Below are 12,653 nucleotides of genomic sequence, written 5' to 3'. Positions count from 1 at the left end.
AATGAATTCGGTCCCACCGTGATCTGTGCCGTGCCTAGATTTCCTAAAGATTCACTGGGAAGACTTTCGCCGTGCATAGATTCTTTGTAGGGAGAAGGTCAGCTGTTATAGCGCAAACGGCAGCGCGGTCTGTACGTGCTGACGTTGCGCCAGCCGTCGCTGGAACTCCATCGGGTCGTGGATCAATACATCTTGCCCGGCAAACGATTCGGCGGCGATCAAGCGGGACAGCCAGAAACGGACACAAGCCACGCGCAGCATCGTCGGCCACAATTGGGCTTCGCCGGCGGTAAATGGACGTAACCCGGCGTAGGCGCCGAGCATGGCGCGGGCGCGGAGGCCGTCGATTTGGCCGTTGTCGAGTGAGCACCAATCGTTCAGCGCAATTGCCAAGTCATAAAGCATCGGACCTGAGCAGGCGTTGTAGAAATCAATCAGCCCGGTCAGGTGTGTGCCTTCGAACAGCACGTTGTCGCGAAACAGGTCGGCGTGCAGGTTGGCGCGTGGCAATGCCAAGATCCGTGGCTTGAAACGCTCGATCTCTTCCAGCGCCGATTGCAAAAGCCCACGTTGGGTTTCGTCCAGGTGCGACAAAAAGTTCGCGCCCTCGGCCAGCATCCAATCCAGCCCACGGTCCGTTTTGCGTTCCAGCACACGTTCACGGGTGGCTACGTGCAGATGCCCGAGCAATTCGCCAATCTGCACGCAATGCTGGGTGTTCGGCTCTTTGATGTGCTTGCCCGGCAGCCGAGGTTGCAGCAGCGCCGGTTTGCCCGCCAACTCGCGCAAGGCGCTGCCGTCGGTAGTGCGCAGTGCGTAAGGCACTGGCAGGTTGGCGTCGTGCAGCACATCGAGCAGCTCGATGAAAAACGGCAAATCCTGAATCGGGCCACGTTCGACCAAGGTCAAAACGAATTCGCCCTGTTCCAGGCTGATGAAGAAATTGCTGTTTTCGCTGCCAGCGGCAATGCCCTGAAAATCACGCAAACGGCCGAGCCCGTAAGGGGCAAGAAAGGTTTCCAGCTCGGGCCGAGCCAGGGGGGTAAACACGGACATGGTCAAGACTGCCAGCAAATAAGGTGGATGTAGGGCGTTACCAGCTGAAAATTACCCATGAGGGAATCAGCATGTCCGGTTGATCCGAACGAATGAAATTGGCGTCTGTGCCATCGGCGCGGACTAAGAAATACGGTTTACCGTGTGCCGGTGTGATCTTGATTGCATAAAGGAAGCCATTTTGTCGGTACTCCTGAATGACTTTGTCGCCTTCAGTGTGAATGGTGATGTCCGGCTCCGCCGACGGCGCTTCGTCTTGCGCCATAGCCGCGAGCGGACAGAGTAGCAACAGGCTGGCCAGCAACAGGCGATTTGTTGTTCGCATGATAACCTTGTCCCTTTGTCGTCAACGGTCCTCGCATTCTAGCGCCGACCCCGTCGAAAAGGTTGATCCTGCTCATGAGCCAAGCCCCCCTCGTCCTGGTGGACGGTTCTTCTTATCTTTATCGCGCTTTTCACGCGCTGCCTCCGCTCGCCACCTCCAAGGGGTTGCCTACCGGGGCCGTGAAAGGCGTGCTTAATATGCTCAAAAGCCTGCGTCGGCAATACCCGGACAGCCCGTTTGCTGTGGTTTTCGATGCCAAAGGCGGCACGTTTCGCGACGCTCTCTACGCTGAATACAAAGCCAATCGTCCGAGCATGCCGGACGATCTTCGTGTGCAGGTTGATCTGCTCCACGCCTGCGTGAAGGGTCTGGGTTATCCACTGCTGTGTGTTGAAAACGTCGAGGCTGATGACGTCATCGGTACATTGGCCCGCAGCAGCGCGGCCGCTGACCGCCCGGTGATCATTTCTACCGGCGACAAGGACATGGCGCAGCTGGTCGATGGGCACATTACCTTGGTCAACACGATGACCGGAAGCGTGCTGGATATCGCTGGCGTGAAGGAGAAGTTCGGCGTCGGTCCTGAACACATCATCGATTACCTCGCGTTGATGGGCGATAAAGTCGACAACATTCCCGGCGTGCCCGGCGTGGGCGAAAAAACTGCAGTGGGCCTGCTGGTGGGTATTGGCGGCGGGCTGGTCGAAGTTTATGCGAACCTGGAAAAGGTAGCGGCGCTGCCCATTCGCGGGGCGAAAACCCTGGCGATCAAGCTCGAAGAGCACAAGAACATGGCGTTCCTGTCCTACGAGCTGGCGACGATCAAGATCGATGTGCCGTTGGATATCGAGTTGGACGCGTTGCATTGCAGTGAGCCGGACCGCGACAAGTTGGTCGAGTTGTACACCGAGCTGGAATTCAAAAGCTGGATCGAAGAGTTGCAGCGCGACGCCAAGCGCGCCGGTGAAGAGATTGTGATTGCCGACGAGCCGGTACTCGCCGAAACGCATTACGAGACCATCCTCGAAGAGGATCAGTTAGACGCCTGGCTGAAAAAGCTGAACGACGCCAAGCTGTTTGCGTTCGTGACTCAAAGCAACGGGCTCGATGCCCAGCGGGCGCAACTGGTCGGCATTTCCTTTGCGGTCAAGGTCAACGAGGCCGCCTATGTGCCGCTGACTCACTCCTATATGGGCGTGCCGCAGCAGTTGGACCGGGACATGGTGCTGCGTAAGCTTCAGCCGTTGCTTGAGGACGCGAGCAAAATAAAAGTCGGTCAGCACGCCAAATTTGATATCAACATACTTGCCAACTGCGCGATTGATGGCGAACAGAGCCAAGGCATCACCGTTCGTGGCCTGGCGTTCGATACCATGCTTGAATCCTACGTGCTGGATTCAATCGCGACTCGCCACGACAAAGACAACCTCGCCCTCAAGTACCTGAATCACACCAACACCAGCCTGCAGGACATCGCCGGCAAGGGTGTAAAGCAACTGAGCTTTGACCAGATCGCGTTGGAGCAGGCTGCGCAGTTTGCGGCCGAAGACGCCGACGTGACCCTGCGTCTGCACCATGCGTTGATGGCGCGACTGGCTGTGACGCCAAGTCTGGCGCCCGTCTTGACTGATATCGAGATGCCGCTGGTGCCGGTGCTGGCGCGAATCGAACGCCAGGGCGCTTTGGTCGATGCCAAGTTACTGGGTATTCAGAGCGTCGAGTTGGGCGACAAGATGACGGCGTTGGAGCGCGAAGCGTTTGCGATCGCGGGTGAGGAATTCAACCTGGGTTCGCCCAAGCAGCTCGGGGTGATTCTATACGAAAAGCTCGGTCTGCCGGTGCTGAGTAAAACCGCCAAGGGCCAAGCGTCTACTGCCGAGGCGGTGTTGGCCGAATTGGCTGAGTTGGATTTCCCGCTGCCTAAAGTGCTGATGCAATACCGCTCGATGAGCAAGCTGAAAAGCACCTACACCGACCGCTTGCCCGAGCAGATCAACCCGCGCACCGGGCGGATTCACACCTCGTATCACCAGGCCGTGGCAGCGACCGGTCGGTTGTCTTCCAGTGATCCTAACCTGCAGAACATTCCGATTCGTAGTGCCGAAGGGCGTCGGATTCGTCAGGCGTTCATCGCGCCCAAAGGCTACAAGCTGTTGGCGGCGGATTACTCCCAGATCGAACTGCGGATCATGGCCCATCTAGCCAAGGATGAAGGCTTGCTGCACGCCTTCCGCAACGACCTGGATGTGCATCGCGCGACGGCGTCCGAGGTATTTGGCGTCGAATTGGAAAGCGTCAGCATCGACATGCGTCGCAAGGCCAAGGCCATCAACTTCGGTTTGATCTACGGCATGAGCGCTTTTGGTCTGGCTAAGCAGATCGGCGTGGACCGTAAAGAGTCCCAGGCTTATATCGATCGTTATTTCGCCCGCTATCCCGGCGTGCTCGACTACATGGAGCGCACCCGGGCGCAGGCTGCTGAGCAGGGCTTTGTCGAAACCATCTTCGGTCGTCGCCTGTATTTGCCGGACATCAATGCCAAGAATCAATCGCTACGCAAGGGTGCTGAACGGACCGCGATCAATGCGCCCATGCAAGGCACCGCCGCCGATATCATCAAAAAAGCCATGATTGCGGTGGACGGCTGGCTGACAGAGTCCGGGATTGATGCGCGAGTTATCTTGCAGGTACACGATGAATTGGTGCTGGAGGTGCGCGAAGATCTGGTCGAACACGTGAACGAACAGATTCGGCCTTACATGAGCGGCGCAGCGACATTGGATGTACCGCTGCTTGTTGAGGTCGGCGTGGGCAACAATTGGGACGAAGCGCACTAAAAGAGTCAAAAAAGGCTGCGGCTTAACGTCGCAGCCTTAAACACTCATCAGGGGCTTATGCTTTAAAGGAATCGCCTTTATCGCGAACAGCTTTATCGCCTCAGGAACTAAACCAGTGAATTGCCACTCAGAGATTGGGAATGGCTGGTGAAGCCCTTCGATGCTCCTAATGTTGTGTTAAGTGTTGGCAGATATCTAGACCCCGCCCTAAAGGTCTGGAACTTGAACCCCGGAACTTCCTCCTCCCCATAGAAGTCCGGGGTTTTTTTTGCCTGCTATTTCTTATGCTTCTGGCTCGGAGCCCTTGTCCGCCAGCTCCATCCAGCCTGCCAAGACAGTGTAGGCCTCTTCCAGGCCCAAGCGTTTTGGTGCTGAAAACAGCGAAATACTCACCGCCTCGCCCCAGCCTTTGCGAATTTCTGCCTGAATCTTCAGCAGGGTGTTTTTCGCCGCGCCATAGGTCAATTTGTCGGCTTTGGTCAGCAAAATATGCATGGGCATGTGGCTGGCGATAGACCAATCAAGCATCAGCAGGTCGAAATCCGTCATGGGGTGACGGATATCCATCATCAAAATAAGGCCTTTCAAGCTTTCCCTGCTGCCCAGGTACGCTTCCAAGTGGCGCTGCCAGTGCAGTTTCAGTGGGATGGGCACCTTCGCGTAGCCATAACCTGGCAGATCGACCAGCCGACGCTCTTCATCCAGATTGAAGAAGTTCAACAGTTGAGTTCGCCCCGGCGTCTTGGAAGTACGGGCCAGGCTGGCGTGGGTAAGGGTGTTCAATGCGCTCGACTTGCCGGCGTTGGAACGCCCGGCGAACGCCACTTCAAAGCCTTCGTCGTCGGGGCATTGATCAACTTTAGCGGCGCTGAGCATGAAGGTAGCCTGTTGGCACAGACCGAGGATGGGGTTCTTGAGTTGCATGAGATTTCCGATTAGGGCGGGTGCCGGCAGAGGCGCGGCAAGCAGTGTCGTTTCCGTTTCAGTAGCGCCAGTATATAATGCCGCAGATTTTGTGTGCGCTTTGTCCCACCGTAGGATGAAGTTCACGGGGACGATTAAGTGAATTGCGCATAGAACGCAGCACGTTCCCAGCCCTGAAAAAGTCGTTTTCTGAAGAAATGGCCGTTGGCTACCGGTTCCTTTTTGCCGTTCTTCAGTGCTCAGGCTACACAGGATCCAGAAGCCGTGTACAACCGTGCTTGTGTGGCCTGTCCGTCGGCCAGTTGCCAATGGCGCCGAAACCCGGTGGTCAGACAGCTTGGGCGCCTAGACTGTCGCAAGGTGTGGAGGCGCTGGTGCAGTACGTGACCCAGGGTTTCAAGGCAATGCCGCCGCGTGGATTGTGCATGGACTGCAGTAGCGAGGATTACCGCGTAAATCATCCCATGGATGAGCGAGTATCCCCGGTACATAACTTTCTCACCCTTAGCCGTAGTTGGATTAGCTGATGAACAAATTACTCGCGAGTCTGGTGTTGACCCTGGGCATCTCCGGTATTGCCCACGCTGCTGCTGTAGTAGGCGATGCCGCTGCAGGTCAGGCAAAAGCTGCTGTGTGTGGCGCTTGTCATGGTCCAGATGGCAATAGCATGGCGCCTAATTTTCCAAAATTGGCGGGTCAGGGGAATCGTTACCTGATCAAACAGTTGCATGACATCAAGGATGGTAAGCGAACGGTCCTGGAGATGACCGGTCTGTTGACCAACCTGCAGGACCAGGACCTGGCAGATATCGCGGCTTACTTTTCCAGTCAGAAAGGCAGCGTCGGCGCTGCTGATCCGAAGCTGGTCGCCGCAGGTGAAGCCTTGTTTCGTGGTGGCAAACTGGACCAGGGCATGCCTGCCTGCACCGGTTGTCACTCGCCAAATGGCGTGGGCAACCCTGCCGCCGGCTTCCCGCATCTGGGTGGCCAGCATGCTGCTTACGTGACAAAACAACTGACAAACTTCCGTGAAGGCGATCGTACCAACGATGGCGACACAATGGTGATGCGTAGCGTGGCCTCGAAGCTCAGTAACAAGGACATTGCAGCATTGTCGGCTTACATCGAAGGTCTGCATTGATAGAGATCTGATCGTTTTGCGATAGATTTTCATTTTTCGCAGCGATTTCCAGGCTTTTATGCAGGGACGCGCATTCAAAAGGGCAGCTTCGGCTGCCCTTTTTCACACCCGCCAGCGTTACACTAGCGAACTCAAGCCCGCCGACCCAGTCCAACACAGGTCGCGTTAAGGCGACCTAAAATGCCCAGGAGTAAAGCATGCGTAATCTGATTCTCGGCGCCGCTCTCGTTGCCGCCAGCCTGTTTGGGATGTCTGCGCAAGCTGCCGATCCAATTGAAGCCGGTAAACAATATGTAGAGCTGACCAGCGCCGTCCCTGTGTCTGTACCCGGCAAGATCGAAGTCGTCGAGATGTTCTGGTATGGCTGCCCACACTGCTATGCCTTTGAGCCGGTCATCAATCCTTGGGTTGCAAAACTGCCTGCCGATGTTCACTTCATCCGCATCCCTGCGATGTTCGGTGGCCCGTGGGATGCTCACGGTCAATTGTTCGTTACCCTTGACACCATGGGCGTAGAAAGCAAAGTCCACGCCGCTGTGTTCGAAGCTATCCAGAAAGAACACAAACGCCTCGACAAGCCAGATGACATGGCTGATTTCGTGGCTACCCAAGGCATCGACAGAACTAAATTCCTTGAGACGTACAACTCCTTCGCCGTGAAGGGCAAAATTGCCCAGTACAAAGAATTGGCGAAGAAGTACGAGATTTCTGGCGTACCGACCATGATCGTGAATGGTAAATACCGCTTTGACCTGGGCACTGCTGGCGGTCCTGAGCAGGCGCTTCAAGTCGCCGATCAGCTGATCGCTAAAGAGCGCGCCTCAGTCGCTGCCAAGTAAGCGCGCCTGCCATGCGACGCTGGGGCACGGAACGCGTCGTTGGTCGGCCTGATGCGAACATCAACGAGCACCACCTGCAAGCAAGCGGTTTACCGGCCGATGGTCGGTTGCGCTTGCTTAGCTTCAACATTCAGGTCGGTATCAGTACCGAGCGATATCGGCATTATCTAACCCGTGGGTGGCAGCATTTACTGCCGCACACCGGGCGAGCCGGTAATCTGCAAAAGATTGGTGATCTGCTGGGCGACTTTGATCTGGTCGCGTTGCAGGAAGTCGACGGCGGCAGCCTGCGCTCCGGTTACGTCAATCAAGTCGAACACCTTGCCCAACTGGGCGCCTTCCCTTACTGGTATCAACAACTCAATCGCAACCTCGGCCGGTTTGGTCAGCACAGCAACGGCGTACTCAGTCGCTTGCGTCCGTGGGCAATTGAAGACCATCCGTTACCGGGCCCGACTGGACGCGGTGCGATTCTGGTTCGGTTCGGTGAAGGTCCTGACGCGTTGGTGGTGGTGATGATGCACCTGGCATTGGGCGCGCGTGCGCGTACTCTCCAATTGTCATATATTCGCAACTTGATTGGCGATTATCGCCACCAAGTGTTGATGGGTGACATGAACACCCATGCTATCGATTTGTTGGAAAACTCTCCGCTGCGTGATCTCGGGTTATTAGCGCCGCAGATCGAGGCGACCTTCCCCAGTTGGCGTCCGCAGCGTTGTCTGGATCATATTTTGCTCAGCCCCACCCTGACCCTTGAACGGGTGCAAGTTTTAGCTCAACCCATCTCCGACCATTTGCCCGTCGCGGTTGAGATTCGGTTGCCCCTCTCTTTGAACACCGATGCGCTGCCTGTTCTCAGCACGCCTCCTCGCGGAACTCTTGCATGAGCGATGAAGCTACGCGCTGGAAAGAAAAATACCTCAAGAGCATCGAGCAACAAGACACGCTTCAGGTTCGTTGGAACGCTCGGCTCGACTTGTTGCGCCGAGGTCTGGTGCGCAGCAGTCTGGCGGCCGAGGGCACTGATCGAGCAGTCGATGAGTGCATGAAGGAAATGCGTGAAATCGTCCGTCGCGACGATATGGATGCCGGCCTTGCCGCGCTGATCCCGCGTTTAGAAAAAGCGGTACTTGATTCGGAGCAGCGTCGTGAGACCCGGGTCGGTCAGATGGGCACTGCCCTGAACGCGTTAGTCACTCAGCTGCAACGCTTGCCGTTACCGCGAGAAGTTAGCCGCCCGCTCAAGGCATTCGCCAAGCAATTGGACGACCGGGTTTCTCAAGCGCGGGAGCTGCCGCTGCTGCTCGATGAGTTGAGCGGCTTACAAGGTCAGGCACTGACGCTTCTGGAAAAGACTGACGCTGACGAGTCCGCTCGACCAGGGCTCTTGCAGCGGCTGTTCGGGTCGCGCGAAGCCGCCAACGCTGGCACGGAAGCGCACCCAGAAACATCCGTTGAACCCGCTCAAGAGCCTGTCGCGAAGTCAGAGGCAGTCGTCGACGCGCCTCACGCTATTCAGACCCCGGTTGAAACCAAAGCGGTCGTTACGCCGCTCTCAACCCCAGCGCCAACGCCAACGCCCGAAGTGACGCTTGCGGTTGCGCCTCCCGTTGTCGTCGAAGATCCGGTGGTTTTAACTGAGCCAACTAAGCCAATTGAAACACCCGCTGCCGTGGACGCTATGGCTACTGAAGCGCCGCTTGCAGTACCGGAGCCGGTCGAGCCGGTAACCGTAACCTCGGTTGCTGAGCCAGAAGCAACAACCCCGAGTGTGCCGCCCGAAGAACGGCCTCAAGAGGTGCAACTTGAGGCCTCGTCCGACCCTGATCACACGGTTATAGCGCAGGATGCCACTTACGATTTGCCCTCGTCTCCCGAGCCCAGTTACAGCTCGGTGGCGGCCCATATCGAAGAAACGCTGTTGGGCCTGTTGGATGATTTGACGCTGCCGGAGCACCACCGCCCCCAAGCCATGGCGATGCGGACACGTCTTGAAAAGGGGCTGAACTGGTACGAACTACTACCGATTCTCGACGATCTCGCCGTATTGATGTTGGCGATCAACGACAGCGGCCAGCACGATTTCGAGGTGTACCTCAAGCAGCTTAATGAGCGGCTGGAGTCTTTCCAGAGCAACCTGCAAGCCGCCAGCGATGACCATGCCGATGGCCGCTCTGTTACCCGGGGTATGCAGAGCGAATTGCGCGAGCAAGTCGGCGGCTTGCAAAGCAGCATGCAAGAAGCCACCGATTTGCCCGGCCTCAAACAGGTGCTGGAAAATCGTTTAGAAGGCTTGCTCGGTACCATGGATCAGCATCAACAGCACCACGATCAGCGCGAACAGGAGATCGCGTCACGCTTGCAGGGCTTGGCAACTCGGGTGGCGAGCATGGAGCAAGAGGCTCAAGGGTTTCGGGTACACCTCGAAGAGCAGCGCCAAAAAGCCTTGATTGACCCGCTCACGACGCTACCCAATCGCGCCGCCTGGAGTGAGCGCCTTGAACATGAAATCGGTCTGTGGCAGAAAAACGGAAATAAGCTGCTGTTGAGCATGCTCGACCTCGATCACTTCAAGCGGATCAACGACAACTACGGCCACCTCGCGGGCGACAAGGTACTCAAAATAATTGCCAACGAATTGCGCAAGCGCCTACGCCCCGGTGACTTCATCGCGAGATTTGGCGGCGAAGAATTTGTCTTGCTGATCCCTGACACGTCCATGCGCGAGGGCATGGTGCTGCTGGATAAGCTGCGCATGGCGGTCGAGGCGTGTCCGTTCCACTTCAAAGGCGAGCCGGTGACCATCACGCTGTCGATGGGGATCACGGCGTTCCGGGTGGGTGAGCGCAGTGAGTCGGTTATCCAGCGGGCGGACCAGGCGCTGTATCGGGCCAAGAACGAAGGCCGCAATCGGATTGAACAAGGCTGACGGCCCAATCGATTTGATGAGCGGATATTTCAATTCTGGCTTTAGCACAGCGCTTTTCCCGCATTCCGTTATGCTATTGCGTTACTTTCCTAAGTGTTCTGACCTGCCATGAAATTGCTCACCTCGTTGGTAATGCTCCTTCTCCTGACCGCCTGCAGCACGAGCGGTCTAAGGCTGGACACTAATCATCCATCAGCCAATTTCGACAGTCGGGCCCAGTTTGTCATCGTGCATTACACAACCGCGCCGCTGGAGCGCTCGTTGGCGTTGTTGACCCATGGCGAGGTCAGCAGCCACTACTTGATCGGTGACGAGCAGTACCCTGTGGTCTACAAGCTGGTGGATGAAAACCTTCGAGCCTGGCATGCCGGCGATAGCGAATGGGAAGGCCGTACGTGGCTCAATTCCAGCTCGATTGGTATCGAAATCGTCAACCCCGGTTATCGCGACTTGCCTACGGGGCGAGTCTGGTACCCCTACAGCGAAGCGCAAATTCAGGCGTTGTCGCTGCTGCTCAAAGACATCCTAAAACGCAATCACATCGACCCTCGACACGTCATTGGCCACAGTGACATCGCGCCGCAGCGCAAACTCGATCCGGGTCCTTTGTTTCCATGGAAGCGTCTGGCAGATGAAGGATTAGGCATCTGGCCGAACGCTCAGGCCGTTGCTCAACGCCAGGCATTCATGATGAATAATCTGCCGAGCGTCAGTTGGTTCCAGCAGCAATTGGCCCAGCTGGGATACGCGACGCCACAAACGGGAGAGCTCGATACCGCTACACGTCGCGTCGTTGCTGCCTTTCAGATGCACTACCGACCCGAGCGCTTTGATGGACAGCCGGATGTGCAAAGCGCAGCTATTCTCCAAGTGTTAAACCATCAGAATTAAATACGCTCGGCCCGTCTGATAGGGCGGGCTATTTCCTGACTTGTTGCTATACCTCACTGGTATTCCTCCGGATAACCATTGATGGCCACGGCTGCAGCACGCATCGCGAGCTCTCGTCCCTGGCTGCTGGCCTTGCTAGCAGCCACCTTGAGTGCTGCCCTTTTGTTGGGTGGCAGCTTGGGGTTGACGCTTAACCAGGCCCGGCAGGATGAGCGCGAGCAAATGAATGCTCAAGGCGACCGCTTTCTGGTGCGCCTGGAACAGTTATTCGGTCAGCTACGCGAAGGACTTGATCAGTTGGAAGCACAGCCGTTACGCAGCTGCGGACCATCGATGCTTGAAACCTTGCGCCAGGTCAGCGTCAGCTATCGATTCATTTATGAGGCGGCTTTCGTGGGTGGCGGCCAAGCCTGTTCCAGTTGGCCGCAGCGCACGGAACTCAATCGCCCACGTCCTCCCGACATCCGTGGTCCGACCTATGATTATTGGCTCAACACCTCCGCTCAGCCAAACGACAACTTGGCGGCGCTAATGTTGGGGCGCGGCGATTTCCGGGTGTCGACGTCTCGTGGACACCTGACCGATGTGGTTGATTTGCCCGAGGGCGGCAGCCTTTTGGTAGTGCTCGATAAGGGCGCCAAGGCCATTCCCGTTTTAGGCCCCGCCCAACTGTGGCCGCCAACACCGGACTGGTCATCGGCTACCGTGGGAACCCTGGTCACGACCGCCACACAGCTGATCTATCGCATGCCAACGCAAAGCCCCGAGTATCAGTTGGTGCTTATCACGCCGCGTACCGCGCTTGGACAGCAGTTGAGTGGCGCTTGGTGGTTCTTAGCCCCGGCCAGCTTGTTGGTTTCGTTTTGCGTCGGCATATTGGTGCTGCAATTGATGCGTCAGCGCCAATCGCTGGGCGGTGAGCTTCAAGGTGCGTTGCGCCGTGGCGAGCTACAGGTGCTGTACCAGCCGATCTTTGACCTGAAAAGTCGCCGATGTGTTGGCGCTGAAGCACTGGTGCGATGGCGACGCCCTGATGGCAGCCTGACCAGCCCGGATCTGTTCATCCCGTTGGCAGAAAACACCGGACAAATACGGCAAATCACCGATTTCGTGCTTCAACAGTTACTGGAACAATTAGGCCATCTGCTCCGCGCCAACCCACACCTTTATATCTCCGTGAACTTGGCGGCTTGTGACGTCATGGCGCCTCGTATTGGTCGGGTGACGGCAAGACTGCTGGCTCAGCACCGCGTATCTCCACGGCAGATAGCCTTCGAGGTGACAGAGCGGGGCCTGATCGACGTGGTGGTCGCGCGAAATCATCTGCAAGCACTGCGCGATGTGGGCCACCAAGTGTTGATCGACGATTTCGGTACCGGCTATTGCAGCCTCGCGTATCTGCAGACCTTGCCGGTCGACTGTTTGAAAATCGACAAGGCGTTTATCGATGCGTTGGGTCACGACGCGGCCAGCAGCGGTGTCGCGCCACACATCATCCGCATGGCCCACGCGCTGGAATTGCGAGTCATTGCCGAAGGAATCGAATATGAAGCGCAAGCCGTATTGCTCAGCAGTGAAGGCGTGAGCTACGGCCAAGGCTGGCTGTTCGCACGACCATTGACTGCGGCGAAGCTGACGGAGTTGGTCACCGGCGGCAGACGCACCGTTAACCGCCGTATTGATGACGAAGCCTGACTCGATCACGCAT

General features: G+C 57.0%; 10 protein-coding genes and 1 pseudogene. 8 read left to right on the top strand and 3 right to left on the bottom strand.

Translation table 11 applies throughout. From position 1 onward, the window contains the following. Positions 1-105: 105 nt before the first annotated feature. A complete protein-coding gene (locus tag RHM65_RS05765) occupies positions 106-1,056 on the bottom strand; it encodes a homoserine kinase (RefSeq protein ID WP_322184464.1) in 951 nt (316 codons plus the stop codon). 37 nt (positions 1,057-1,093) lie between these two features. Beyond that, positions 1,094-1,381, bottom strand: a complete 288-nt coding sequence (locus RHM65_RS05760) for a DUF2782 domain-containing protein (protein WP_322184463.1) — start codon at positions 1,379-1,381, stop codon at positions 1,094-1,096. A 74-nt stretch (positions 1,382-1,455) separates the two neighbouring features. On the opposite strand from RHM65_RS05760, the gene polA reads away from it, so the two are divergent. Next, positions 1,456-4,218 (top strand): DNA polymerase I, encoded by a 2,763-nt coding sequence (polA, locus tag RHM65_RS05755; protein ID WP_322184462.1) that lies wholly within the window; start codon positions 1,456-1,458, stop codon positions 4,216-4,218. Positions 4,219-4,500: 282 nt separating this feature from the next. On the opposite strand, the gene yihA is transcribed toward polA, so the two are convergent. Next, positions 4,501-5,142 carry a ribosome biogenesis GTP-binding protein YihA/YsxC gene (gene yihA / locus RHM65_RS05750; RefSeq protein WP_322166900.1) on the bottom strand — a complete coding sequence of 214 codons (642 nt, stop codon included), beginning with the start codon at positions 5,140-5,142 and terminating at the stop codon, positions 4,501-4,503. Positions 5,143-5,331: 189 nt separating this feature from the next. Between yihA and RHM65_RS05745 the strand changes: the two are divergent. The 7 genes and pseudogenes from RHM65_RS05745 to RHM65_RS05715 all read left to right on the top strand — a co-directional run. Next, positions 5,332-5,619 (top strand): annotated as a pseudogene (locus RHM65_RS05745) (c-type cytochrome); the annotation flags it as partial. A gap of 49 nt (positions 5,620-5,668) precedes the next feature. Beyond that, a complete protein-coding gene (locus RHM65_RS05740; RefSeq protein WP_322166901.1) occupies positions 5,669-6,283 on the top strand; it encodes a c-type cytochrome in 615 nt (204 codons plus the stop codon). Positions 6,284-6,480: 197 nt separating this feature from the next. Beyond that, positions 6,481-7,122, top strand: a complete 642-nt coding sequence (locus RHM65_RS05735) for a thiol:disulfide interchange protein DsbA/DsbL (RefSeq protein WP_322166902.1) — start codon at positions 6,481-6,483, stop codon at positions 7,120-7,122. Between the two features lie 11 nt (positions 7,123-7,133). Continuing rightward, positions 7,134-8,012, top strand: a complete 879-nt coding sequence (locus tag RHM65_RS05730) for an endonuclease/exonuclease/phosphatase family protein (protein WP_322184461.1) — start codon at positions 7,134-7,136, stop codon at positions 8,010-8,012. Next, a complete protein-coding gene (locus RHM65_RS05725; protein WP_322184460.1) occupies positions 8,009-10,054 on the top strand; it encodes a diguanylate cyclase in 2,046 nt (681 codons plus the stop codon). The genes RHM65_RS05730 and RHM65_RS05725 overlap by 4 nt, the downstream gene beginning before the upstream one ends. A 108-nt stretch (positions 10,055-10,162) precedes the next feature. Further along, on the top strand, positions 10,163-10,945 hold the full coding sequence (locus RHM65_RS05720; protein ID WP_322184459.1) for an N-acetylmuramoyl-L-alanine amidase: 783 nt from the start codon (positions 10,163-10,165) through the stop codon (positions 10,943-10,945). Between the two features lie 81 nt (positions 10,946-11,026). Continuing rightward, positions 11,027-12,640, top strand: coding sequence for an EAL domain-containing protein (locus RHM65_RS05715; protein ID WP_322184458.1), 1,614 nt, complete (start codon positions 11,027-11,029; stop codon positions 12,638-12,640). Positions 12,641-12,653 lie beyond the last annotated feature (13 nt).

Source organism: Pseudomonas sp. CCI4.2 (genome assembly GCF_034350045.1).
In the GTDB taxonomy this organism is placed as follows: Bacteria; Pseudomonadota; Gammaproteobacteria; order Pseudomonadales; family Pseudomonadaceae; genus Aquipseudomonas.
This window is presented reverse-complemented; position numbering and strand designations above follow the sequence as displayed.

What these genes read in the sequence shown, in the direction of transcription:
- yihA (WP_322166900.1), bottom strand. Translation starts at nt 5,142, where the DNA reads ATGCAACTCAAGAACCCCATCCTCGGTCTGTGCCAACAGGCTACCTTC.
- RHM65_RS05760 (WP_322184463.1), bottom strand. Translation starts at nt 1,381, where the DNA reads ATGCGAACAACAAATCGCCTGTTGCTGGCCAGCCTGTTGCTACTCTGT.
- RHM65_RS05730 (WP_322184461.1), top strand. Translation starts at nt 7,134, where the DNA reads ATGCGACGCTGGGGCACGGAACGCGTCGTTGGTCGGCCTGATGCGAAC.
- RHM65_RS05720 (WP_322184459.1), top strand. Translation starts at nt 10,163, where the DNA reads ATGAAATTGCTCACCTCGTTGGTAATGCTCCTTCTCCTGACCGCCTGC.
- RHM65_RS05740 (WP_322166901.1), top strand. Translation starts at nt 5,669, where the DNA reads ATGAACAAATTACTCGCGAGTCTGGTGTTGACCCTGGGCATCTCCGGT.
- RHM65_RS05715 (WP_322184458.1), top strand. Translation starts at nt 11,027, where the DNA reads ATGGCCACGGCTGCAGCACGCATCGCGAGCTCTCGTCCCTGGCTGCTG.
- RHM65_RS05735 (WP_322166902.1), top strand. Translation starts at nt 6,481, where the DNA reads ATGCGTAATCTGATTCTCGGCGCCGCTCTCGTTGCCGCCAGCCTGTTT.
- polA (WP_322184462.1), top strand. Translation starts at nt 1,456, where the DNA reads ATGAGCCAAGCCCCCCTCGTCCTGGTGGACGGTTCTTCTTATCTTTAT.
- RHM65_RS05765 (WP_322184464.1), bottom strand. Translation starts at nt 1,056, where the DNA reads ATGTCCGTGTTTACCCCCCTGGCTCGGCCCGAGCTGGAAACCTTTCTT.
- RHM65_RS05725 (WP_322184460.1), top strand. Translation starts at nt 8,009, where the DNA reads ATGAGCGATGAAGCTACGCGCTGGAAAGAAAAATACCTCAAGAGCATC.